The following is a 23046-nucleotide window of genomic DNA, read 5'->3' on the forward strand; positions in this document are numbered from 1 at the left end:
GGCCGGTGGTTCCTCCCCCGCACGGGGGAGGCGGTTCCCCTTTGCGGGGGAGGTGGCGGGCCGTCGTACACGGGACCGTTGGGGCATGACCACACGAGCCGTTCACACGACGCAGGCACCGCAGTCCTCCGCTCCCCCGCCGGGGGCCGGGAGGCACATCCTCGCGGCGGTGGCCCTGGCGGCCACGGTGCCGTACCTGGCGCTGAAAGCCGCCTGGCTGTCCGGCAGCCGGATCGGGATACCGGACGGCAGCGTGCTGCTGGAAGCCGGCCTGTTCCTCACGGTGGCCAATGCCGTCACGCTGGCCATGGACGCGTGCGTGATCCTGCTCGTCCTGGTGCTCACCAGACCCTGGGGGCTGAGAACGCCCGCCTGGACACTGGCCGTTCCGGTGTTCACGGCCACGGGCCTGCTGACCCCGATCCTCCTCGGGTTCCCGGGCCAGCTGCTCGTCCGGGCCCTGGGCTTCGGGACCGCCCCGGAGGCGGCGGCCGCGCAGCAGCCCTTCCTGGACTCCTGGGTCTTCATCGTCGTCTACACGGGATTCACCGTCCAAGGACTCGCGCTGGCAGCACTGTTCGTGCCCTACGCGCGCAAGCGCTGGGGCCGGCGGTGGCAGGGCGTGCTGGGAGAGCGGCTGCCGTCGCCCACGGGGGTGGTGGCGGCAGCCGCGGCCTCGGGCGCCCTGGCCGTGGCCGCGATGTTCGCCTACTGGGCCTTCGGCGGCACCGCCGGGCTGAGCGGCGGGCGGGCCGAGGCGCACTCGGTGGAGAGCGCCGTGGGCCCTGTGGCCCAGGCGGTGTGCGCGCTCGCCGCTGGATCGGGAGCGCTGCTCCTGGCCCGCGGCGGGGCACTGCGGGCACGGTGGCCGCTCGGCCTCACCTGGGTCGGCGCCGCAGCGACCCTGGCCTGGGGGTCTTGGGTGCTGATCGCCTCTCTGGGGCCGCAGTTGGACGGCGGTGAAGGGGCGTCCGGCATCGCCCGGTTGATCTACGCTGGCCAGATGGTCACCGGATCGCTCGCCACCGCCGTCCTGATCCGGTTCCTCATATCCCGACGCGAGAGCTGATGCGCGACGGCCTGGGGCGGCTGCTGGGAGCGCGCGCCCGGCTGCGGTGGGTCCACCAGATCCTCGGCGGGGCTCTGCTGATGCCGTACTTTCTCCTGGCGACGGTGGGGGTCGGCATGGCGGCCGGCGGAGCCAACGCCCTGTCCTCCCTCCCCCTGTCCCTCGCCGCCTACGCCGCGGCGCTGCCGCTGGCCGCCGTCACCGGGGTGTACGGGCTGGTCCGGCCGCTGTCGGTGACCGCCGTGCGGGTCATGTGCGGGGTGCCGGGGGAGCGGCTCGCCGAAGGGCCCGCGCGGTCCTGGGCGGCGCGGGGGCGGGCATCGGCCTGGTGGACCCTGCACCTGGGGGTCGGAGCGCTCGTCAGCGGGATGACCCTGGCGGTGCCGCCCATGGCCCTGGTGCTGCTGGTGCTGCCCTTCGTGAGCGGACTGCGCGAAGTCCGGCTGGGTTTCGGGTGGTTCACCACGGGCGCCGAACCGTACACGGCCCCCCTCCTCGGGATCGGCCTGCTGGCCGCACTCGCCCTGTGCGCGGCCGGGGCCGGGGCGCTGCTGGCCCGGCTGGCGCCCCTACTGCTCGGGCCCACGGCGGCGGACCGGCTCGCGGCGGCCGAGGAGCGGGCCGCCGACCTGGCCGTGCGCAACCGGCTGGCCCGGGAGCTGCACGACGCGGTGGGGCACGCGCTCAGCGCCGTCACCCTCCAGGCGGCCGCCGCCCGGCGGATGCTGGAGCGCGACCCCGACTTCGTACGGGAGGCGCTCACCGCGATCGAGGACACCACCCGGCGGACGGTGGGCGAACTGGACGCAGTACTGGGCCTGCTGCGCGAAGGGGACCCGGCCCGGCCGGACGGCGGGACCGCCCCCGCTCCGACGCTCGCCGTCGACCTCGACGGGCTGCTGGCCCGCACCCGGGCCTCGGGCACCACCATCACCGCGGACCAGGACCCCGGGCCCGCGGGGGACTGGGCCCGGCTCCCGGAGATCACCTCACGCGAGGCCTACCGGATCGTCCAGGAAGGCCTCAGCAACGCCCTGCGCCACGGCACGGGCCCGGTGGACCTGCGCATCCGGGTCCGGGCGGGACACGACACCGCACAGCGAGAACTGGAGATCACCATGACCAATCCGCCCGCCCCATCCGGGGGAGGGGAGCCCCGCACCGGCGGGGGACGCGGGCTGCGCGGCGCCCAGGAGCGGGCCGCACTGCTCGGCGGCGGGGTCGAGGCCGGACCGTACGGGGACCGGTGGCGGCTGCGCGCGGTCCTCCCGCTGGCCGGAGGCGACCGATGACCGGGGCCGCACCGGCGGCCCGGCCGCCGCTGCGCATCGTGCTCTGCGACGACGAGCGGATGGTCCGCACCGCGCTGCGGGTCATCCTGGAGGCCGAGGCCGACCTGGAGGTCGTCGGCGAGGCCGCCACCGGCGCCGAGGCGGTCCCGCTCGTGCGGTCCCTCGCCCCCGACGTGGTGCTGATGGACGTCCGGATGCCCCAGATCGACGGCATCCGGGCCACCGAGCAGATCCTCGCCACCATGGCCGAGCCGCCCCGGATCGTGGTCGTCACCACCTTCGAGAACGACGCCTACGTCTACGACGCGCTGCGCGCCGGAGCCGCCGGCTTCCTCCTCAAGCGCGCCGACCCCGACGAGCTGATCGGTGCGGTCAGGCTCGTCGCCCGCGGCGACTCGCTGCTCTTCCCTGCCGCCGTCCGCTCCCTCGCCGCCGCGCACGCGGCGGCCACCGCACCCGCCACCGCCCCCTGGGTCGCCAGGCTGACCGACCGGGAGGCCGACGTACTGAGCCTGATGGCCACCGGGCTGTCCAACCACGAGATGAGCGAACGCCTCGGGGTGGGACCGCAGACGGTCAAGACGCACGTGGCGTCGGTCCTCACCAAGACCGGCTCCCGCGACCGCACCCAGGCGGTCATCGCGGCCTACGAGGGGGGCTTCGTCATGAAGAAAGGCTGAGAACTCGACCACAATCGGGGCAGAGCGGAACGCCTGGAGCCCTCGGGACGTCCTTCCGGGGGATGAACAAGACGATCAGGCGTGCGTCGGTCTTCTGTCTGCTCCTGGTGCTGGCCCTGCTGGTCCGCGTCACCTGGGTGCAGGCGTACCAAGGCCAGGCCCTCGCAGACGACAAGCACAACCGCCGCAATCTCATCGGGCAGTACGAGAACCCGCTGGGCAACATCATCGTGGGCGGGGAGGCGATCACCGGCTCGGAGAAGACCGGCGGCAAGGACTTCGGCTACAAGCGGACCTACGTCGACGGCCCGCTCTACGCGCCGGTCACCGGCTACAGCTCCCAGGCCTACGGCACCAGCATGCTGGAGGGCATCTACAAGAACGTCCTCAACGGCTCCGACAGCCGGCTGAAGACCGTGATGGACATGCTCACCAACAAGCGGGCCGACCCCGGCAACGTCCTCACCACGATCGACAAGGACGTGCAGAAGGCCGCCTACGACGCGCTCCACGGCAAGCAGGGCGCCGCCGTGGCGTTGGACCCCGTCACCGGCGAGGTCCTCGCCGTCGTGAACAACCCCTCCTTCGACCCGGGCAGCATCGCCGGTGCCACCGACCAGAAGGCCTGGGACCAGCTCTCCGCCGACAAGGGCAAGGCCATGGAGAACGTGGCGCTGCGCAAGCCCCAGGCGCCCGGCTCCACCTTCAAGCTGGTCACCCTGGCCGCGGCCATCGAGAACGGCCTGGTCACCGACATCGACCAGCAGACCGGCATCCCCGATCCCTACACGATCCCCGGCACCCGCACCGCACTGCCCAGCGAGGCCGGCTCCGCGGCCTGCAACAACGTCTCCGTGCGCACCGCCCTGCGGCTGTCCTGCAACAACGTGTTCGCCGAGCTGGCCTCCAAGCTCGGCCAGGACAAGATGCGCGCGACAGCCGAGAAGCTCGGCTTCAACACCCAGATCGACACCCCGGTCCGCACCAACCCGCCGAGCAAGTACCCGTCCAAGAAGATGTCGGTCGACCAGGTCGCACAGACGGGCATCGGCCAGTTCGACGTCCAGGCCACCCCGCTCCAGATGGCGATGGTCACCGCCGCGGTGGAGAACGGCGGCAAGCTCGTCGCCCCGCACATGGTCTCCGAGGTCACCGACGCCAACGGCAACGTGCTGGAGAGCTTCAAGGACCCGAAGTCCCAGCAGGTCATGAAGGAGCGGACGGCCTCGATGATCCGCGACGCCATGCGCACGGTCGCCACCGAGGGCGGCGGCAAGCCGGCCCAGGTGTCGGGCGCCGAGGTGGGCGGCAAGACCGGCACCGCCCAGCGCGGCGTCAACAACAGCCTCGCGCCGCTGGCCTGGTTCACCTCGTACGGCAAGGCGAACGGCAAGCAGATCGCCGTGGCCGTGGTGATCGAGAACTCCGACACCGACCGCTCCGAGATCGGCGGCGGCAAGCTGGCCGCGCCGATCGCGCAGAAGATGATGCAGGCCTGGCTGAAGAAGTAGACACGCGGGGATCCATGCCCGACGCGCCGGGAACCGCCCGGGTTCCCGGCGCGTTCCCCCGCCCCCGTGGTCAGGACCGCGCACCCCGCCGACCTCGACGCCATGGCCGCCCCCCCCGGTGTCCGGGGAATGGGACGGGCGGGCGGATGGTTCGAACCACTGATGGTTGAACAGCAAACCGTCTCGTCATCGACCCCGGAGAGAAGAAGGACCATGCGCGTCGAGATCTGGAGCGACATCGCCTGCCCCTGGTGCTACATCGGGAAGGCCCGCTTCACCAAGGGGCTGGCCGAGTTCGCGCACCGCGACGAGGTGGAGGTCGTCTTCCGGTCCTTCGAGCTCGACCCGAACAGCCCCAAGGGTGTGACCGCCCCCGTCGTGGAGATGCTCGCCAAGAAGTACGGCCGCACCCTCGACGAGGCGCGCGGCATGGAGGAGCACGTCGCCGCCAGTGCCCGCGCCGAGGGGCTGGCGTACCGGACCGACGGGCGCGACCACGGCAACACCTTCGACATCCACCGGCTGCTGCACCTGGCCGACGCCCGCGGCCGGCAGGAGGAGCTGCTCGACCTCGCCTTCCGGGCCAACTTCGGCGAGGAGCGCTCCGTCTTCGACCCCGAGGTGCTGATCGCGCTCGCGGTCGAGGCCGGCCTGGACGAGGCGGAGGCCCGCGCCGTCCTCGCCGACGGCTCCGCCCATGCCGACGAGGTCCGTGCCGACGAGCGCGAGGCCGCCGAGCTGGGTGTGAACGCCGTGCCGTTCTTCGTCCTCGACCGCCGCTACGGGATCTCCGGCGGACAGCCGGCCGAGGTGTTCACCCGTGCCCTGGAGCAGGCCTGGGCCGGGCGCGAGGTGGCGGAGCCGGCGGCCGCGGCCGGCGCGTGCGAGCCCGACGGGGTCTGCGCCGCCACCCAGGTATAAGCATCACTTGGGGTGTACTGGCGAAAATCGACTGTGGACTTTGGGTGGTTCCTGGCGCAGAGTTGACGGCATGGATCTTTCGATCGCCGAAGCGACCCGTGCCGAGTTCGCCCACTCCACCACCTATCTCAACTCCGCCAACTGCGGCGTCGTACCGCGTTCCGCCGTCGCCGCGGTGAGGGAACTGGCCGAGGCGGCGGGGGCCGGGATCCCCGCCGGATTCGGCGACTTCGACCGCGTGAACCGCTCCCGCGCCTCCTTCGCCCGCCTGGTCGGGGTGGACGCCGACCGGGTGGCCGTCGGCGCGGCCGTGTCCACCCATGTCGGCCTCGTCGCGGCTTCGCTGCCCTCCGGCGCAGAAGTGCTCTGCCCGGAGGGGGAGTTCGCTTCCGTGATCAACCCGTTCGTGGTGCGGGACGACCTCAAGGTGCGCTTCGCACCCCTGGAGTCCCTCGCCGAGGCCGTCGGCCCGGACACCGCCCTGGTCTCGCTGAGCGCCGTGCAGTCCGCGGACGGGCGCAAGGCCGACCTGCCGGCGGTGCGCGCGGCGACGGCGGCGCACGGCGCCCGGATGCTCGTGGACGCGTCCCAGGCGGCGGGCTGGCTCCCCTTCGACGCCTCGCCGTACGACTACACGGTCGCCGTCGGCTTCAAGTGGCTGCTCAGCGTCCGCGGGGCCTCGTTCATGACCGTGTCGCGGGAGGCCCAGGAGACCCTCACTCCGCTGCACGCCGGCTGGGTCGCGGCCGAGTCCATGTGGGACGCCGTCTACGGCCCCATGCCGAAACTGGCCGATTCCGCGCGGCGGTTCGACGAGTCCCCGGCCTTCCTCGCCTACCACGCGGCCGAGGTCTCGCTGGCCCTGATCGAGCGGATCGGCATCGATGCCGTGCACGCCCACGACACCGCCCTGGCCGCCCGCTACCGCGCCGGACTCGCGAGCCTCGGCCACGAGCCCGTGCCCGGCGATTCCGCCATCGTCTCCGTGCCGGGCCTGGCGGACCGGCAGCCCGCCCTGCAGGCGGCCGGCATCCTCACGTCGGCCCGTGCGGGCCTCCTGCGGGCCTCGTTCCACCTGTACAACACGGAGGCGGAAGTGGACCGGCTGCTGGATGTCCTCTCCGCCTCCTGACGCGGCGGGGGCCGCGCGTACAGTGCCGCCATGAGCGATGTGAGCGATGTGCTGCACGTGAAGGGGCGGGTGCTGGTCGGGCCCGACGAGGTCCGCGACGAACTCTGGGTCGTCGGCGGCCGCGTCTCCTACGAGCGCCCGCCCGGCGCCCGCGAGGTCACCACGGTGACCGGCTGGGTCCTGCCCGGGCTGGTCGACGCGCACTGCCACGTGGGGCTGGACGCCCACGGCCCGGTCGACTCCGGGACGGCCGAGCGCCAGGCCCTCACCGACCGCGACGCGGGCACCCTCCTGATCCGCGACGCCGGATCGCCCTCCGACACCCGCTGGATCGACGACCGCGAGGACCTGCCGAAGATCATCCGGGCGGGCCGGCACATCGCGCGCACCCGCCGCTACATCCGCAACTACGCGCACGAGATCGAGCCGGCCGACCTCGTCGAGTACGTCGGCCGCGAGGCGCGGCGCGGTGACGGCTGGGTGAAGCTCGTCGGCGACTGGATCGACCGCGACGCCGGCGACCTGACGGCCTGCTGGCCGCGCGCCGAGGTCGAGGCGGCCATCGCCGAGGCGCACCGGCTGGGCGCCCGGGTCACCGCGCACTGCTTCGCCGAGGACTCGCTGCGCGACCTCGTCGAGGCGGGCATCGACTGCATCGAACACGCCACCGGCCTCACCGAGGACACCATCCCGCTGTTCGCGCAGCGCGGGGTCGCGATCGTCCCCACCCTCGTCAACATCGCGACCTTCCCGAAGCTGGCGGCGGGCGGCGACGCGAAGTTCCCCCGCTGGTCGGCTCACATGCGACGGCTCCACGAGCGGCGCTACGACACCGTCCGGGCCGCCTACGACGCGGGCATCCAGGTCTACGTCGGCACCGACGCGGGCGGTTCCCTGCCGCACGGCCTGGTCGCGGCGGAGGTCGCCGAGCTGGTGACGGCCGGGATACCGGCACTGGACGCCCTCTCCGCCACCGCCTGGGCGGCGCGCGAATGGCTCGGCCGGCCGGGGCTCACCGAGGGCGCGCCGGCGGACCTGGTGGTCTACGACGCCGACCCGCGGGCCGACGTACGGGTCCTGGCGCAGCCGCGGCGCGTTGTCGTCGACGGAAGGGTCAGGGCCTGAGCGCGCGCGGTGAGCCGGGCCGCAAATCGAATCCCCGCACGGAAACCACCCTTTGGGGTGAAGTGACGTCGGGTAGCTGCCCCGTCACCCACATTGAGTAAGGATTCCCAGGGTCGAAGCCGTCTGCGCGTGCGATGTCCCCCATTGGCCGCGCGACGGCACCCAACTCCCCGGGGGTTCCACCACCTTGAACAGCAACACCTTCCGCATGCCCGCGGCCGTTCTGCTCGCCACGGGAACGGTCGCCCTGCTCACGGCGCCGCCCGCCTCCGCCACGGGAGGCACCCCCGTAGGCGGAGAGGGCAAGTCCGGCGCCGTCGTCCTGCGCACCGGGCTGGACGTGGGCCTGCTGAACAAGACCGTGCACATCCCGATGAAGGCGACCCTCAACGAGGTCAGCGCCCCCGCGACCGCCGAGAAGACGGCGCTGACCGTCACCCTGGACGGGGTCGAGGGGAACCAGCCGGTCAGCGTCCTGCGCGCGGACGTCGCCACCTCCAAGGCCACCGCGGACAAGACCGGGGCGGAGGCCGAGGCCAACCTGGCCAAGGCCCGCGTGCACGTCCCCGGGCTGCCGCTGCTCTCGCTGATCGAGGTGGAGAAGGTCACCTCCAAGGCGGTCTGCGAAGCCGGCAAGAAGCCCGTGGCCAGCGCTGACGTCCTCGGCACGGTGACCGCGCTCGGCAAGAAGGTCACCCTGTCCGCGGGCGGCCCCACCAAGGTCGAGGTCCCGGGCGTGGGCACGGTCAACCTGGAGCTGTCCGGCACGCAGACCACCTCCACCACGGCCGCCGCGGCAGCGCTCCGCCTGAAGGTGGCCGTGAACCCGCTGAACCTCAACGTGGCCCAGGTGGACGGCGAGATCGTGCTGGCCGAGGCGCACTGCGAGTCCCCGACGGGCCCGGCACCGACGGCGAAGGCGCCCGAGCAGCCCGACATCAAGACCCAGACCGGGACGGGTACCGGCACCACCGCCGGTCCCGCCACCGGCTCGGGCACCACCGCCAACCTGGCCGAGACCGGCGGCGGTTCGCTCACGCCCTTCATCACGGGCGGTGCGCTGACGCTGCTCGCGCTCGGCGGCGGCGCGCTCTTCCTGACCCGGCGGGGCAAGGCCCAGTAGGACCGCCGGGCGACCCGGCCCCGGTCCCCGGTCCCCGGCCCTGGCTCCCGCCCCGACCCCGACCCCGACCCCGACCCCGACCCCAGCCCCGGCCCCGGCCCCGCCCCAGCCCCGGTCCCGCCCCGGTCCCGTCGCGGCCCCGGACCCGTCGTGCGGCCCGGGTCCCGGCGCCGACCGGTCCCGGCGCCGACCGGTCCCGGCGCCGGCCGGGGTTCCGCCGGCGCCACCGCCGCCCGGCGAGCACATCGGAGGGGAGTGCTCAACGGGTGGCGTGGGTCAGCCCCTGCTCGCCCGCGCCGCGTGACATCACGGCGTCGGCGACCTGCCGGTCGATCCGCGCGTACTCGTCGCGTTTGCCGGCCGGGAGCGCGCCGTCCGAGGCCGCGCAGGAGGCGCAGACGACACGGAACGGCGGTCCCATGTCCGAGTACTGCGTGAGGTACTCGGCCTTCACCACCTCCCAGCGGCCCGGACGGTCCGCCGCCGGGGCGAAGGTGAAGCGGGGGACCGAGGACTGGTTGCCGCGCAGCTTGTCGGCCGGCACGAAGCTGGCGACCTGGTCGCCCATGCCGAAGACCACCCAGGTGCCGTTGATCTTCTCGTAGGGCTGCGGGACGTGGTTGTGCGTGCCGATGATCAGGTCGATGTCGGGGAGGCCGTCGGCCGAGCGGGACGCGGTCAGTGCCTGCGCCAGCTCCTGTTGCTGCTCGTCGGGCGCCGTCTGCCACTCGGTGCCCCAGTGGACGCTGAGCACCACGACCCCCGCGCCGCCGGCCCGGGCCGCGCGGGCGTCGGCGATGATCCGGTCCTTGTCGATCAGGTTCACGGCCCACGGCTTGTCCGGGGGGAGCGGGATGCCGTTCGTGCCGTACGTGTACGAAAGCTGCGCGACCTTCGCGCCGCCCGCCGACAGCAGGGCCGGCGCCTTGGCCTCCTCCGCGCTGCGGGCCGAGCCGACGTGCGGGATGCCGACCCGGTCCAGGTGCTCCAGGGTGCGGGCCAGGCCCTCGTAGCCGTCGTCCAGCGTGTGGTTCGAGGCGGTGGAACACCCGTCGTAGCCGGCGTCCTTGAGGGCGTCCGCCAGCTGGTGCGGGGCCTTGAAGGCGGGGTAGCCGGTGTAGGGGCCGCCGGGGCGCCCGTACGGTATCTCGTGGTGGCATATCGCCAGGTCGGCGGCGGAGACCAGGGGCTTGACCCCCGCGAGTATCTTCCGGAAGTCGTACTCCCCGGCCTGGCCGGCGTCGTCCCCGGCCCGCTGGATGATCGACGGGTACGGGATGATGTCCCCGGTCGCCACCAGCGTGAACGGCTGCCCCGCAGGGGCGGCGGGAGCCGCCGGCGGGGACGGCGTCCCCCGGGCCGGCTCGCCCCCCAGCCGCTGCCGTGCGGCGGGCGCGTCATCTGCGTCGAGCAGCTGCGGTACGGCGTACAGCGCGCCGCCCGCGACCGCCAGCCCGGCCAGCGCCGCGACTGCCGCGGTGGATGCCTTCATTCCCGACCCCCGTTGGTTCCTCAACCGATGCGGGGATCCTCGAACGGCCCCGCCCCCGCAGCCATCGTAGGTGGGCCGTTCGAGTGAACCCCATGCCGGAGCCGCCGGAAACGCGCAGGTCAGCCAGGCGGCTGCGGGCTCCGCCCCAGGTCGGCGGCCACTGCGGCGCGAGGTCGGCGGGCGGACAGGGCGAGGTCGGGGCGAGTCGGGCCGAGGTCAGCGCGAGGTCAGCGCGAGGGCGCGGTCCAAGGCCTGCAGCAGTCGGCCCGTCGTCGCCCGGTCGCGCACCGCCAGGCGGAGCCAGGTCCGGTCCAGCCCGGGGAAGGTGTCCCCGCGCCGGACGGCGAAGCCGAGGGCCCGAAGCCGGGTGCGGACCTCCGCGCCGTCCGCCACCTGGATCAGGACGAACGGCCCCTCCGCCACCCCCACGACCCTCACCTCGTCGAACTCCGCCAGCCCGGCCAGCAGGTGCGCCCGGTCCACCGCGATCCGCCGGGCCGCCTCCTCGGCCTCGGCCAGCGCCGCCGGAGCCACACAGGCCTCGGCCGCCACCAGGGCCGGTGTCGACACCGGCCACAGCGGCTGCGCCGCCGCCAGCTTGGCGATCACCCCGGGCTCGGCCAGCACGTAGCCGATCCGCAGCCCCGCCAGGCCCCACGTCTTCGTCAGGCTCCGCAGCACCACCAGCCCCGGCAGGTCCGTCCGGCCCGCGAGGGCCTCCCGTTCGCCCGGGACGGCGTCCATGAACGCCTCGTCCACCACCAGGATCCGGCCCGGCCGGGCCAGCCGCGCCAGGACCGCCGCCGGGTGCAGGACGGACGTCGGGTTGGTCGGATTGCCGATGACCACCAGGTCCGCGTCCTGCGGCACGGCTGCCGGATCCAGCCGGAACCCGTCCTCGGCCCGCAGTACCACCCGCTCGACCCGGTGGCCGGCGTCCCGCAGGGCCGCCTCCGGCTCGGTGAACTGCGGATGCACCACGACCGGCCGTACGGCGCCCAGGGCCCGCGCCACCAGTACGAAGGCCTCCGCCGCCCCCGCCGTCAGCAGCACCCGCTCGACCGGCAGCCCGTGCCGGGCCGCGACTGCCGCGCGGGCCGTGCGCCCGTCGGGGTAGGCGGCGAGGTCCCCGAGGGAGGCGGCGATCCGCTGCCTGAGCCACTGCGGGGGCGTGTGCGCCCGTACGTTGACCGCGAGGTCCTCCAGGTCGGAGCCCGCGTCCACCACCTCGGCGTCCCCGTGGTGGCGCAGGTCGTGCGCCTGCGCCGTGGCGACCGCGCAGGTCGCCGAGAGCGAGCGCCGCTTGGGCACGAGGAGTTCCCCGCCCGCCACGAGGGCGGCGGCCTCCGCCACCGAGGGGGTCCCGGTCGCGGCCCGCGCCGCCTCCGAGGGATGCGGTACGGCGACGTCGGCCAGCCGGTCCGCGGGATAGCCGAGGACAGGTACGCCGAAACGTTCCGCCGCACCGGCGATCCCCGCCTCGCCCACCTTCGAGTCCACCGTGGCCAGCGCCGTCACCGCCTCCGCGGCCAGCCCGGCACCCCGCAACGTCTCCTCGACCAGGGCGCAGACCTCCTCCACGGAGACCCCCGCGCGCCCGCCGACCCCGACCACCAGCCGCGTCGTGTACTCGCCCACCGGGGGGCCTCCCTCCGTAGTCACGGTCACCGGCACATCACCGGACACCGGTCAGTCGTCAACACCGCGACGCCCGGCACCCGCGCGCGGACGTGCGCGCGGGGCGAGGAGTCTGTATTCAGGGGCACATGGCCGTGATCGTGGCGCTGGGCGCGTTCCTGATGACCCTGCTGGGCGGTTGGACGGCGCAACGCGTCACCGACCGCCGCCACCTCGTGCTGGGCCTGGCCGGGGGGCTGATGCTCGGCGTCGTCGGCTTGGACCTGCTCCCCGAAGCCCTGCACGCGGCGGGTGACGAGGTGTTCGGCGTCCCGCTCGCCCTGCTGCTCTTCGTGGGCGGCTTCCTGGTCGCCCACGTCGTCGAGCGGCTCCTGGCCGTGCGCCAGGCCGCGCACGGCGCCGAGAACGGCGCTCGCGTCCCGGAGGTCGGGCTCACCGCGGCTGCCGCGATGGTCGGCCACAGTCTCGCCGACGGGGTGGCGCTGGGCGCGGCCTTCCAGGTCGGCGGCGGGATGGGCGCGGCCGTGGCGCTGGCCGTCATCACCCACGACTTCGCCGACGGGTTCAACACGTACACGCTCACCAGCCTCTACGGCAACGACCGCCGGAAGGCCCTGATGATGCTGTTCGCGGACGCGGTGGCCCCCGTGGCCGGTGCCGCGTCCACTCTGCTGTTCACCCTTCCGGAGGAACCTCTCGGCGCCTACCTGGGCTTCTTCGGCGGCCTCCTGCTCTACCTCGCGGCCGCCGAGATCCTGCCCGAGGCGCACCACAAGCACCCCGCCCTGTCCACGCTGATGTGCACGGTGGGCGGGGTGGCCGGGATCTGGCTCGTGGTGGGCATCGCGGAGTGAGCCGGCAGGGTTCACGGCCGCGCTGCCGCGGCGTCCCGTACGGCCCCCGTCCGCGCGGCCGCGGCCTGCGCGAAGCGGCGGGCGACGGACGGCTCCGCCGCCCAGTGGGTGTGCAGGTAGCTGGCGTGCACACCCTGCCGGACGAAGCCCTCGACCCGGCGCTCCGGGTGCGTGAACCCCCATGCGGGAGCCGCTCCGGCGCCCGGCTCGATCACCGTCCGGTGGAACTCGTGCCCGCGCAGCCGGGTCCCGGCCGCCGCGAGCGAGCTGTCGGACACCGCCACCGCCTCGCGGTAGCCGAGGGTCAGCCGCTCAGACATCCGCCCGTCCGCGTCGAGCACCCCGCACATGGGCTTGCCGTCCAGCGACCGCGCCAGGTACAGCAGCCCGGCGCACTCGGCCGCCACCGGGCCGCCGGCCGCCGCGAAGGCCGAGACGGCCGCCCGCAGCGGTTCGTTGGCGGACAGCTCGGGCGCGTACACCTCGGGGAACCCGCCGCCGATCACCAAACCGCCGGCCCCTTCGGGCAGCGCCTCGTCCCGGAGCGGGTCGAAGGTGACGACCTCCGCCCCGGCGGCCGTGAGCAGCTCCGCATGCTCGGCGTACGAGAAGGTGAACGCCGGCCCGCCGGCGACGGCGACGACCGGCCGTCGGTACGGCGCGGCGCCGTCGCCGGGACCGCCGCACCCGGATCCCCCCGCCTCGAACGCCGGCGGGGCCGGATGCGGCGACCACGGCTCGCAGGACAGCGGCGGTGCCGTCCGCGCCAGCGCCATCAGCGCGTCCAGGTCACAACCCGCCCTGACCTGCTCGGCCAGCGCCGCCACGGCGGCCAGCGCGTCGGCGTGCCGCTCGGCCACCGGCACCAGCCCCAGGTGGCGCGAGGGCGTGGCCACCTGCGGAGCCCGCCGCAGGACGCCGAGCACCGGCATCCCCGCTTCCTCCAGGGCCTCCCGCAGCATCACCTCGTGCCGGTCCGAGCCGACCTTGTTCAGGATCACGCCGCCCAGCCGGACCTGCGGGTCGAAGGACGCGAAGCCGTGCACCAGCGCCGCCACCGACCGCGACTGCGAGGACGCGTCGACCACCAGCACCACCGGCGCCCGCAGCAACTTCGCCACCTGCGCCGTCGACGCCAGCTCGCCCCGGCCCGCGGCCCCGTCGTAGAGCCCCATCACGCCCTCGACCAGGGCGAGGTCGCACCCGGACGCGCCGTGCGCGAACAGCGGAGCGACCAGCTCCGGCCCGCACATGAAGGCGTCGAGGTTGCGCCCCGGCCGGCCGGTGGCCAGCGCGTGGTAGCCGGGGTCGATGTAGTCGGGCCCGGCCTTGTGCGGGGACACGGCGAGGCCGCGCTCCGCGAAGGCCGCCATCAGGCCCGTGGCCACGGTGGTCTTGCCGCTGCCGGACGACGGCGCGGCGACGACCAGCCGGGGCATGTCGAACGCAGTCACCACTCGATGCCCCTCTGGCCCTTCTGGCCGGCGTCCATCGGGTGCTTCACCTTGGTCATCTCGGTGACCAGGTCCGCGAACTCCACCAGCTTCTCCGGCGCGTTGCGGCCGGTGATCACCACGTGCTGCGTGCCGGGGCGGCTGCGCAGCACCTCGATGACCTCGTCGACGTCGATCCAGCCCCAGTGCATCGGGTACGCAAACTCGTCGAGCACGTACAGCTTGTGCGTCTCGGCGGCCAAGTCCCGCTTGACCTGCTCCCAGCCCTCCTTGGCCGCCTGCTCGTTGTCGAGCTGGGCGTCCCGCTGGACCCAGGACCAGCCCTCGCCCATCTTGTGCCAGACGACGCTGCCGCCCTCGCCGGAGGCACCGAGCACCTTGAGCGCGTTCTCCTCGCCGACCTTCCACTTCGCCGACTTGACGAACTGGAACACCCCGATCGGCCAGCCCTGGTTCCATGCGCGCAGCGCCAGCCCGAAGGCCGCCGTGGACTTGCCCTTGCCGGGGCCGGTGTGGACGAAGACGAGCGGGCGGTTGCGGCGCTGGCGCGTGGTGAGTCCGTCGTCCGGAACGACGGACGGCTGTCCCTGAGGCATTAGGCGGCCCTCCTGGTGGTGTGGGAAGCGGGAGTTGTCACTGCGGTACGTACGTCCTTCACGAGCCCGGCCAGTGAGTCGGCCCGCAGCCCGTCGAGGGTGACGGCCGCCCCGCCGAGGTCGGCGGCCAGCGCTCCGGCGAGCCCCAGCCGGACCGGCCCCGACTCGCAGTCGACGACCACCGACGCGATTCCTTCGGCGGCCAGCAGCCGGGCACTGCGCGCCGTCAGCTCGCGCGGGTCGCCGCCGACGGCCCCGGCCGAGGTGGCCCGCCCGTCGGTGACCACGACCAGCAGCGGCCGGCGGCTCGGATCCCGCAGCCGCTCGATCCGCAGCACCTCGTGGGCCTTCAGCAGCCCGGCCCCCAGCGGGGTGCGGCCGCCGGTGGGCAGCTTCTCCAGCCGGGCGGCCGCCGCGTCCACCGAGGAAGTGGGCGGCAGCGCCAGCTCGGCGGCTGCGCCGCGGAAGGTGACCAGGCCGACCTTGTCCCGGCGCTGGTAGGCGTCCAGGAGCAGCGACAGCACGGCGCCCTTGACCGCGCTCATCCGCTGCCGGGCGGCCATGGAGCCGGAGGCGTCGACCACGAAGAGGACGAGGTTGCCCTCGCGGCCCTCCCGGACGGCCTGGCGCAGGTCGTCCTTGCGGATCACCAGGCCGCGCCCGGCGCGGCCGCGCGCCTTCTGGTGCGGGGCGGCCGCGTGGACGGTGGCCGCCAGGTGCAGCTTCGTCAGCTGGCCGCGGGGGCGCTGGGCGCCGGTGGTCCGGCCGTGGGCGGTCCGGGCGCGCGAACGCCGCCCGGCGGCCCCCTCACCCAGTCCGGGGACGCTCAGCATCTTGGTCCGGAACGGCTCGGCCGCCCGTACGGCGGCCTGCTCGGGCCCGCCGGCCTCCTGGGCGGAAGGCTGCCGGGGCGCCTCGGGGGAGTCCGCGGGGGCCTCGGCGGGCTCCCCCGGGCACTGCGCGTCCTGGGGGCCGCTGCCCTGCGGGGGCACTCCGCCGCCACCGTCGGGGCCGCCGTCGCCGTCCGGGCCCTGCGGGTTCTGGGGGCCGCCGTCCGGGTCGGTGCCGGGATCCGGCTCCGGCTCCGGGTCCGGGTCGTTCTCCGGCTCCTCGTCGGGGAACTGGTCGAGGATCTCGTCCAGCTTTCCCTCGTCCAGGCCCGGCGCGTCGAAGGGGTTGCGGCGCCGGCGGTGGGGGAGCGCCAGCAGCGCGGCCTGCCGCACGTCCTCCTTCAGCACCACCGTGCGCCCCGCCCAGGCGGCCAGCGCGGTCGCGGTCCGCGCCATCACGATGTCGGCCCGCATGCCGTCGACCTCGAAGCCGGCGCAGGCCGCGGCGATCCGGAGCAGTGCGGTGTCCCCGAGGCGGACCTGCGGCAGCAGCGCCCGTGCGGCCACGACCCGGGCGCGGACCTCGCTCTCGTCCCCCGACCAGCGGGCGGCGAAGCCCGCGGGGTCGTCCTCGTAGGCGAGCCGGCGGCGGACCACCTCCACCCGCTGGGCGGGCTCGCGGGAGGCGGCGACCTCCACGGTCAGCCCGAAGCGGTCGAGGAGCTGCGGGCGCAGCTCGCCCTCCTCCGGGTTCATGGTGCCGACGAGCAGGAACCGGGCCGCGTGCCGCACGGAGACGCCCTCGCGCTCCACGTACGAGGCGCCCATCGCGGCGGCGTCGAGGAGTACGTCCACCAAGTGGTCATGGAGCAGGTTGACTTCGTCGACGTAGAGGATCCCGCGGTGGGCGTCGGCAAGCAAGCCCGGCTCGAAGGCCTTCACGCCCTCGGCGAGGGCCCGTTCGATGTCGAGGGCGCCGACGAGGCGGTCCTCGGAGGCGCCGACGGGCAGCTCCACCATGCGGGCCGGCCGGGCGCCGCCCGGGCCGGCCTCGTGCGGACCGTCGGGGCAGGCCGGGTCCGGCGCGGCGGGCGCGCACGAGAACCGGCAGCCGGGTACGACGTCGACCTGCGGCAGCAGCGCCGACAGCGCGCGCACGGCGGTGGACTTGGCGGTCCCCTTCTCGCCGCGCACGAGCACACCGCCGACCGCCGGGCTCACGGCGTTCAGCAGGAGCGCCAGCCGCAGGTCGTCCTGTCCGACAACGGCGGAGAACGGGAAGTTGGCGCTGCTCATGAAACGGTCACTCCTTCGAGTGGCTTGCGATGGACGTCGGTGCCGTCGTATCGACGGTTCGCCGGGCTTGGTACCTGCTCCCCGCACCGGCGGGGATGGCCCGCTCCTGCACGAGCACCTGGGCGAGCTGCTCCTGTGGTCCCCGCGACGGCGGGGGTGGCACGCCTTCCGCCGCTCCGGCGCTCGGTGCGCGCAACAGGTTCCCGGCCCGTCACGGCGCGCCCGGCGGGAGGAACGGGAGCCCGGCCGGGGCCCCGGACTCGATCAGCTTCAGCAGCGCATCCGTGTCCGCGTGCTGCTCGATCAAGTCGCCCAGCAGGTCGAGCTGTTCCTCGCGCAGCGTGGCGAACGAGGTGTCCGGGGCCGGCACGAAGCGCCGCCCGGCGGCCGCCGCCACCTCCCGCAGGAACGCCCGGCGGAAGCCGTCCGACTCCAGCGAGCCGTGCCAGTGCGTGCCCCACACGGAGCCCACCCGGCAGCCGTCCAGGAACGGCTCCCCGCCCAGGACCTCGGCCACCCCGTGGTGGATCTCGTACCCGTCCACCGGCTCGCCGAGCGCCGTCCCGGACGGCCGGGCCAAGGTCTTCTCGGGCGCGAAGCGCACCCGTACCGGCAGCAGCCCGAGGCCCTCCACCGAGCCCGCCCGCGATTCGACGTCGTCCTCGATGTGTTCGCCCAGCGCCTGGAAACCGCCGCAGACGCCCAGCACCGGCCGTCCTTCGGCGGCCCGCCGCGCCAGGGCGGCCGCGAGCCCGCGCTCGCGCAGCCACGCCAGTGCCTTCACCGTGCCGCGGGTGCCCGGTACGACGACCAGGTCCGCGTCGGCCAGCTCCTCGGCGCGGTCCACGAAGCGCACCACGACGCCGGGCTCGGCCGCGAGCGCGTCGACGTCCGTGAAGTTCGACATCAGCGGCACCGCGCACACCGCGACCCGCAGCACGTCCTCGCCCACGGGCGGCGCCACCACGGACTCCCGTACGGCGCCCCGCAGGGAGACCCGCAGGCCGTCCTCCTCGTCGATGCCCAGCCCGTGCTGGAACGGCAGCACCCCGTACGTCGCCCGGCCGGTCAGCCCGCGCAGCATCTCCATGCCGGGCTCCAGCAGGGACACGTCGCCGCGGAACTTGTTCACCATGTACCCGGCGATCAGCTCCTGGTCCTGCGGGGAGAGCAGCGCCGTCGTGCCGAAGAAGGACGCGAAGACCCCGCCGCGGTCGATGTCGCCGACCACGACCACCGGGAAGCGCGCGGCCCGTGCGATGCCCATGTTCACGATGTCGGTCCGGCGCAGGTTGATCTCGGCCGGACTCCCCGCCCCCTCGCAGATCACGGCGTCATACGTGCCCCGAAGCTGCTCCAGGCAGTCCGTGACGACGCCGAGCAGCTGCTCCTGGCGCCCGCCCCGCAGCGCCTCGCCGGGGGACGACCCCCGGGACCCCCCGAAGAACCCGCGCGCGCTCATCTCGCCCACCGGCTTGCCCAGCAGCACCACCTGGCTGCTGCGGTCGCTGCCGGGCTTGAGCAGCACCGGGTTCATCAGCGCGGTCGGCTCCACGCGGGCCGCCTGGGCCTGCATCGCCTGGGCGCGGCCGATTTCGGCACCCTCCCGGGTGACGAAGGAGTTCAGCGACATGTTCTGCGCCTTGAAGGGCGCCACCTTCACGCCCTGGCGGGCCAGCCAGCGGCAGATGCCCGCTGTGACCACGCTCTTGCCCGCGTCCGACGTCGTACCCGCCACCAGCAGTCCGCCGCCGCGCTTCACGCCGCTCATGCGCGTCCCCTCCGTACTCGTTCCCCCAGCGTCCGGACGGCCACGCAGGCGCCCAGGGCCAGCCACGTCACCTGCCGTGACAGCCGTACCGCCCGTTCGATGTCCGCGACCTCCACCGGCCGTCCGGCCCCGCCGTTCAGCACGGCCCGGTGCTCGACCCGGCCGCCGTAGGCCAGGGTCCCGCCCAGTCTGACGCCCAGCGCCCCGGCGAAGGAGGCCTCGACGGGCCCCGCGTTCGGGCTCGGGTGCGCGGCGGCGTCCGCGCGCCACGCCCGTACGGCTCCGCGCCGGTCGGGGCCGGCCACCACGGCGGCCAGGGCCGTCAGCCGGGCCCCCGGCCAGCCGGCGAGGTCGTCGAGCCGGGCCGAGGCCCAGCCGTAGCGCAGGTGGCGGGGCGACTTGTGGCCGACCATCGCGTCCAGGGTGTTGACGGCGCGGAACGCCAGCAGTCCGGGGACCCCGGCGACGGCGCCCCACACCAGGGCCCCGACCACCGCGTCGGAGGTGTTCTCGGCGACGGACTCCACGACGGCGCGGGCCATCTGCTGCCCGTCCAGGGAGTGCGGGTCGCGCCCGCACAGGTGCGGCAGCCGCTCGCGGGCCACCTCGACGTCCCCGGCGGCGAGCGCGCCGCCGATGGCCCGGGCCTCCCGGCCCAGCGAGGTGCCGCCCACGACGGCCCACGTGGCGGCGGCGGTCAGGGCGATACGGGCGGCCGCGGGCCCGGAGCGCAACGAGCGGGCGCCCAGTGCGCCGACGGCGGCCGCGCCCCCGGCGCACAGCAGGGTGTGCAGGACGCCCCGGCCGCGGTCGTCACGCCACAGGGAACGCTCGACGGCGGCGGCGGCTCGTCCGAAGGCGGCCACGGGGTGCCCTCGGCGGGGATCACCGAGGATCCGGTCGCCGATCAGGCCCGCCGTGGCGCCGTACGCGAAGACGCGATCGGCACGCATGGTGGCAGGTATGTCCTCACTCAGGGTCCGCGCCCTGGTTCGACGTGTCCGGCGGCGAGAGTTCCTGGCTCCCGGGGCGCACGCGAGGCGTGCGTTCCCCGGTGACAGTGGCGGGACCGCGCCGGAATCGCACCGGACTTCCTCTCCATGCCGCCGTATTGGCTCGGGCAGTCCACCACGCGCCCGGAAGGCCCGTCAACTCGCCGTTGACCAGCGGCGCGGCAGGGCCGGGAGATGCGGAAGCTCCCTCCGGGACGAACCCGGAGGGAGCTTGCACGAGCTTTCACGCCCTACCCGCGCTGTCGCGGCGGATACGGGCGACGATCAGGCGACGATCAGGTAGATCCCGTACGTCACGGCCGCCGCGACGAGCGCGAAGCAGAGGTACGCGCCGCTGCGGGCCAGGGTGGCGCTGCCGCCCTGCTCGGTCGCGGCCTCGTGCTTGGACAGGCCCACCAGACCCAGGGTGAAGAGGGCCACGAGGGCGACGGTGGCGAAGAGGCTGACCCCGAAGACGGAGCCGAGCGCTTCCCAGTCGATCTTCATACTGCCGATTCCTCTTGTGTCTGTGTCTCGGTCAGACCGTGGCGGCCGGAGCCGCCGGGGTCGTCGCGGCCGGGATGGTGGCCTTGAGGTCTGCGTCCGTGACCGCGGCGGTGGTACCGGCCGCGGCGACGGTCGGGGGGACGGTGACGGCCGCGATGGCCGTGGTGACGACACCCGGTGCCTCGGCCTCCGCCCGCTCGGCGTCGTTGACGTCGTTGACGTTGTGGTGGTCGACGACCTGGCGGCGCGAGATGAGCCAGATGGCGAGGCAGGAGCCGACCAGGAAGACGGTGACGGCGGCGATGCCGATGTCACCGGCGCGCATGACCAGCTCGGCACCGGCCGAGACCAGCGCGGCGGCCGGCAGGGTCAGGCCCCAGGCGACGAACATGCGGGTCGCGGTGGACCAGCGGACCACACCGCCCTTGCGGCCCAGGCCCGCACCCATGACCGCACCGGAGCACGAGTGGGTGGTGGAGAGCGAGAAGCCCAGGTTCGAGGAGGCGAGGATGACGGACGCGGCCGAGGTCTGGGCGGCGAAGCCCTGCTGCGGCTGCAGGTCGGTCAGGCCCTTGCCCATGGTGCGGATGATGCGCCAGCCGCCCAGGTAGGTGCCCATGGCGATGGCCAGACCGGCGGAGACGATGACCCAGACCGGCGGGTTCGCGTCGGGCGCGATCGCGCCGCCGGCGATGAGGGCCAGGGTGATGATGCCCATCGTCTTCTGCGCGTCGTTGGTGCCGTGCGCGAGGGAGACCAGGCCGGCCGAGGCGATCTGGCCGGCGCGGTAGCCCTTGGCGGCGGTCTTGCCGCCGACCTTGTCACCCAGCTTGTAGGTGACCTTCGCGGCCAGGTACGCGGCGATGCCGGCCACCAGCGGAGCGGCGATCGCGGGGATGAGCACCTTGGTGACGACGACGCTGCCGTTGACCGCGCCGATGCCGGCGGAGGCGACCGCGGCGCCGATCAGGCCGCCCATCAGGGCGTGGGAGGAGCTGGAGGGGAGTCCGACCAACCAGGTGACGAGGTTCCAGAGGATGGCGCCGACCAGCGCGGCGAAGATCACCTCTGGCTGGATGCCTTCCTCGTTGACCAGGCCCTTGGAGATCGTCTTGGCGACCTCCACGGACATGAAGGCGCCGACGAGGTTGAGGACGGCGGACATCGCCACCGCCGTCTTGGGCTTGAGGGCGCCGGTCGAGATGGTGGTGGCCATCGCGTTGGCCGTGTCGTGAAAACCGTTCGTGAAGTCGAACACGAGAGCGGTGATGATCACGATCCCGAGGAGAAGCGTTATGTGCTCCATTTACCCAGGCTTCTGTTTGGCGTCAGTGGCTCAGCGAACGTAGGCAACCTGGATGAACGGAAGGTGAACTGGCTCCGGCGGAGCGGTGTACGGGCACGGGGCGCGATCGGGACATTCGTCCTGATTCTTGCGCACATTTCAGCATTAATGCACGTCAAAGCCGGGTGAATGAACCCCTCCGCACGTCTCCGTATGTGCACCCGGCCGCCCCTCCCGCCCCTTGAAAGAGACCCAGATCACGCTCCCCGAGTAGACCCGGAATGACCCGCTCCGGTGGCCCGCCCGACTCTGCGCGACGACACTGGAACGGTGCGTACCGTTACAGCGGCGGCAGCTGCCGTCACCACGACCCTCATCGGCGCGGGGGTGGCCGCCGTGGCGGCCGGCCGGTACGCCGCCGACGCCGCCCTGCGACCCCGCCCCGGCGCGCCGCTCCCCGGCGGGGCCCGGCTCAGCGTCCACTCCGCGGCGGACGGCCGGATCGCGCTGACCCGCTCCCTCACCTCTCTGCGTCCCGGCACGTACGGCCTGGTCGCGCCCGGGGTGCACGCCGTCGTCGGGCCCGTGCTCCCGGACGCCGAGCACGACCCGGACACCGTCGTTCGCAGGCTCCTCTCCGTCACCCACGGCAGGCTCGACCCCGGGACCCGGGTCGCCCTCACCCCCCAGGTGCACCTGGGCAACCCGCGCACCGCCCTCGGCCTCGACCACGCCGACGTGGACGTCCCCGGCGAGCTCGGCGCGCTCCCCGCGTGGTTCGTGCCCGCCGCCCGGGACACCTGGGTGATCGCCGTCCACGGACTCGGCGCCGGCCGCGAGCACCCGATGGTGGTCATGCCCTTCCTGCACCGCCACCGGCTGCCCGTCCTCGCCCTCGGCTACCGCGGCGACCTCGGCGCCCCCGCACCCCTCGACGGCCTCGGCCACCTCGGCGAATCCGAGTGGCGGGACCTGGACGCCGCCATCCGCTACGCCCTGCGCTACGGCGCCCGGCGCGTGATCCTGCACGGCTGGTCCACCGGCGCCACCATGGCCCTGCGCGCCGTCGAGCGCTCGGCGCTCGCCGACCGGATCGCCGGCCTGGTGCTGGACTCGCCCGTGCTCGACTGGCGCACCACCCTGCGCGCACTCGCCGCGGCGCGCGGCGCCCCGGCCCCCGTGCTGCCGCTGGCGGTCCGGGCCGCCGAGGGCCGCGCGGGGCTGCGCGCCGACCGCCTGCCGCCGGGCGCCGACCCCGGAGCGCTGCGGGTCCCCGTACTGATCTTCCACGGGCCGGACGACGCGCTCGCCCCCTGGGAGCCCTCCCGCAGGCTCGCCGCCACCCGTCCCGACCTGATCACCCTGCACACGGTGCGGGGGGCCGGGCACGGGGCGATGTGGAACGCCGATCCCGCCCACTACGAGGAAGTCCTGCGCCGCTTCCTCACCCCTCTGATGTGAAGGCCGTGTGACGGACC

General features: G+C 74.2%; 19 protein-coding genes and 1 riboswitch. Of the genes, 10 read left to right on the forward strand and 9 right to left on the reverse strand.

Annotated features, from left to right (window positions below; translation table 11 throughout):
• Nucleotides 1-85 precede the first annotated feature (85 nt).
• The 8 genes from ACZ3X1_RS26095 to ACZ3X1_RS26130 all read left to right on the forward strand — a co-directional run bounded on the left by ACZ3X1_RS26095 (nt 86) and on the right by ACZ3X1_RS26130 (nt 8853).
• The gene (locus tag ACZ3X1_RS26095; RefSeq protein ID WP_467281138.1) at nt 86-1069 is read left to right on the forward strand and encodes a hypothetical protein; all 984 of its coding nucleotides are present in this window, start codon (nt 86-88) and stop codon (nt 1067-1069) included.
• Nucleotides 1069-2361, forward strand: a complete 1293-nt coding sequence (locus ACZ3X1_RS26100; RefSeq protein WP_467281139.1) for a sensor histidine kinase — start codon at nt 1069-1071, stop codon at nt 2359-2361. The genes ACZ3X1_RS26095 and ACZ3X1_RS26100 overlap by 1 nt, the downstream gene beginning before the upstream one ends.
• Nucleotides 2358-3041, forward strand: a complete 684-nt coding sequence (locus tag ACZ3X1_RS26105; RefSeq protein ID WP_467281140.1) for a response regulator — start codon at nt 2358-2360, stop codon at nt 3039-3041. Before ACZ3X1_RS26100 ends, ACZ3X1_RS26105 begins: the two co-directional genes overlap by 4 nt.
• A 62-nt stretch (nt 3042-3103) precedes the next feature.
• Nucleotides 3104-4552 (forward strand): peptidoglycan D,D-transpeptidase FtsI family protein, encoded by a 1449-nt coding sequence (locus ACZ3X1_RS26110; protein WP_356814757.1) that lies wholly within the window; start codon nt 3104-3106, stop codon nt 4550-4552.
• A 213-nt stretch (nt 4553-4765) separates the two neighbouring features.
• Entirely contained in the window at nt 4766-5473 is a 708-nt protein-coding gene (locus tag ACZ3X1_RS26115; protein ID WP_467281141.1) for a DsbA family oxidoreductase, read from the forward strand.
• Between the two features lie 70 nt (nt 5474-5543).
• A complete protein-coding gene (locus tag ACZ3X1_RS26120) occupies nt 5544-6605 on the forward strand; it encodes an aminotransferase class V-fold PLP-dependent enzyme (protein ID WP_390075122.1) in 1062 nt (353 codons plus the stop codon).
• A gap of 30 nt (nt 6606-6635) precedes the next feature.
• Nucleotides 6636-7730 carry an amidohydrolase family protein gene (locus ACZ3X1_RS26125; RefSeq protein ID WP_467281142.1) on the forward strand — a complete coding sequence of 365 codons (1095 nt, stop codon included), beginning with the start codon at nt 6636-6638 and terminating at the stop codon, nt 7728-7730.
• Between the two features lie 187 nt (nt 7731-7917).
• Nucleotides 7918-8853, forward strand: a complete 936-nt coding sequence (locus tag ACZ3X1_RS26130; protein ID WP_390075126.1) for an SCO1860 family LAETG-anchored protein — start codon at nt 7918-7920, stop codon at nt 8851-8853.
• Nucleotides 8854-9112: 259 nt separating this feature from the next.
• Here ACZ3X1_RS26130 and ACZ3X1_RS26135 read toward each other — a convergent pair whose 3' ends face one another.
• Nucleotides 9113-10345, reverse strand: coding sequence for a CapA family protein (locus ACZ3X1_RS26135; protein ID WP_467281143.1), 1233 nt, complete (start codon nt 10343-10345; stop codon nt 9113-9115).
• Nucleotides 10346-10561: 216 nt separating this feature from the next.
• Nucleotides 10562-11983: an Rv2231c family pyridoxal phosphate-dependent protein CobC gene (gene cobC, locus ACZ3X1_RS26140; RefSeq protein ID WP_467281144.1), complete on the reverse strand. Its 1422-nt coding sequence runs from the start codon at nt 11981-11983 to the stop codon at nt 10562-10564.
• 128 nt (nt 11984-12111) lie between these two features.
• Between cobC and ACZ3X1_RS26145 the strand changes: the two genes are divergently transcribed.
• Nucleotides 12112-12837, forward strand: a complete 726-nt coding sequence (locus ACZ3X1_RS26145) for a ZIP family metal transporter (RefSeq protein WP_362631673.1) — start codon at nt 12112-12114, stop codon at nt 12835-12837.
• An 11-nt stretch (nt 12838-12848) separates the two neighbouring features.
• Here ACZ3X1_RS26145 and ACZ3X1_RS26150 read toward each other — a convergent pair whose 3' ends face one another.
• The 7 genes from ACZ3X1_RS26150 to ACZ3X1_RS26180 all read right to left on the reverse strand — a co-directional run bounded on the left by ACZ3X1_RS26150 (nt 12849) and on the right by ACZ3X1_RS26180 (nt 21589).
• Nucleotides 12849-14276 carry a cobyrinate a,c-diamide synthase gene (locus tag ACZ3X1_RS26150; RefSeq protein ID WP_467281186.1) on the reverse strand — a complete coding sequence of 476 codons (1428 nt, stop codon included), beginning with the start codon at nt 14274-14276 and terminating at the stop codon, nt 12849-12851.
• An 11-nt stretch (nt 14277-14287) separates the two neighbouring features.
• Complete coding sequence (gene cobO / locus ACZ3X1_RS26155; RefSeq protein WP_356814750.1) at nt 14288-14887, reverse strand: cob(I)yrinic acid a,c-diamide adenosyltransferase; 600 nt, start codon at nt 14885-14887, stop codon at nt 14288-14290.
• Nucleotides 14887-17013, reverse strand: coding sequence for a putative cobaltochelatase (locus ACZ3X1_RS26160; protein ID WP_467281145.1), 2127 nt, complete (start codon nt 17011-17013; stop codon nt 14887-14889). The genes cobO and ACZ3X1_RS26160 overlap by 1 nt, the downstream gene beginning before the upstream one ends.
• A gap of 211 nt (nt 17014-17224) precedes the next feature.
• On the reverse strand, nt 17225-18784 hold the full coding sequence (locus ACZ3X1_RS26165; RefSeq protein ID WP_356814748.1) for a cobyric acid synthase: 1560 nt from the start codon (nt 18782-18784) through the stop codon (nt 17225-17227).
• Nucleotides 18781-19737, reverse strand: a complete 957-nt coding sequence (locus ACZ3X1_RS26170; RefSeq protein WP_467281146.1) for a cobalamin biosynthesis protein — start codon at nt 19735-19737, stop codon at nt 18781-18783. The genes ACZ3X1_RS26165 and ACZ3X1_RS26170 overlap by 4 nt, the downstream gene beginning before the upstream one ends.
• A gap of 58 nt (nt 19738-19795) precedes the next feature.
• Nucleotides 19796-19881, reverse strand: a riboswitch (cobalamin riboswitch).
• A gap of 180 nt (nt 19882-20061) precedes the next feature.
• Nucleotides 20062-20283, reverse strand: a complete 222-nt coding sequence (locus tag ACZ3X1_RS26175) for a hypothetical protein (protein ID WP_030766819.1) — start codon at nt 20281-20283, stop codon at nt 20062-20064.
• 31 nt (nt 20284-20314) lie between these two features.
• Complete coding sequence (locus tag ACZ3X1_RS26180) at nt 20315-21589, reverse strand: inorganic phosphate transporter (protein WP_356814746.1); 1275 nt, start codon at nt 21587-21589, stop codon at nt 20315-20317.
• 309 nt (nt 21590-21898) lie between these two features.
• On the opposite strand from ACZ3X1_RS26180, the gene ACZ3X1_RS26185 reads away from it, so the two are divergent.
• Entirely contained in the window at nt 21899-23029 is a 1131-nt protein-coding gene (locus ACZ3X1_RS26185) for an alpha/beta hydrolase family protein (protein WP_356814745.1), read from the forward strand.
• Nucleotides 23030-23046: the final 17 nt, after the last annotated feature.

The sequence above is a fragment of the Streptomyces sp. NPDC023541 genome, from assembly GCF_055559995.1.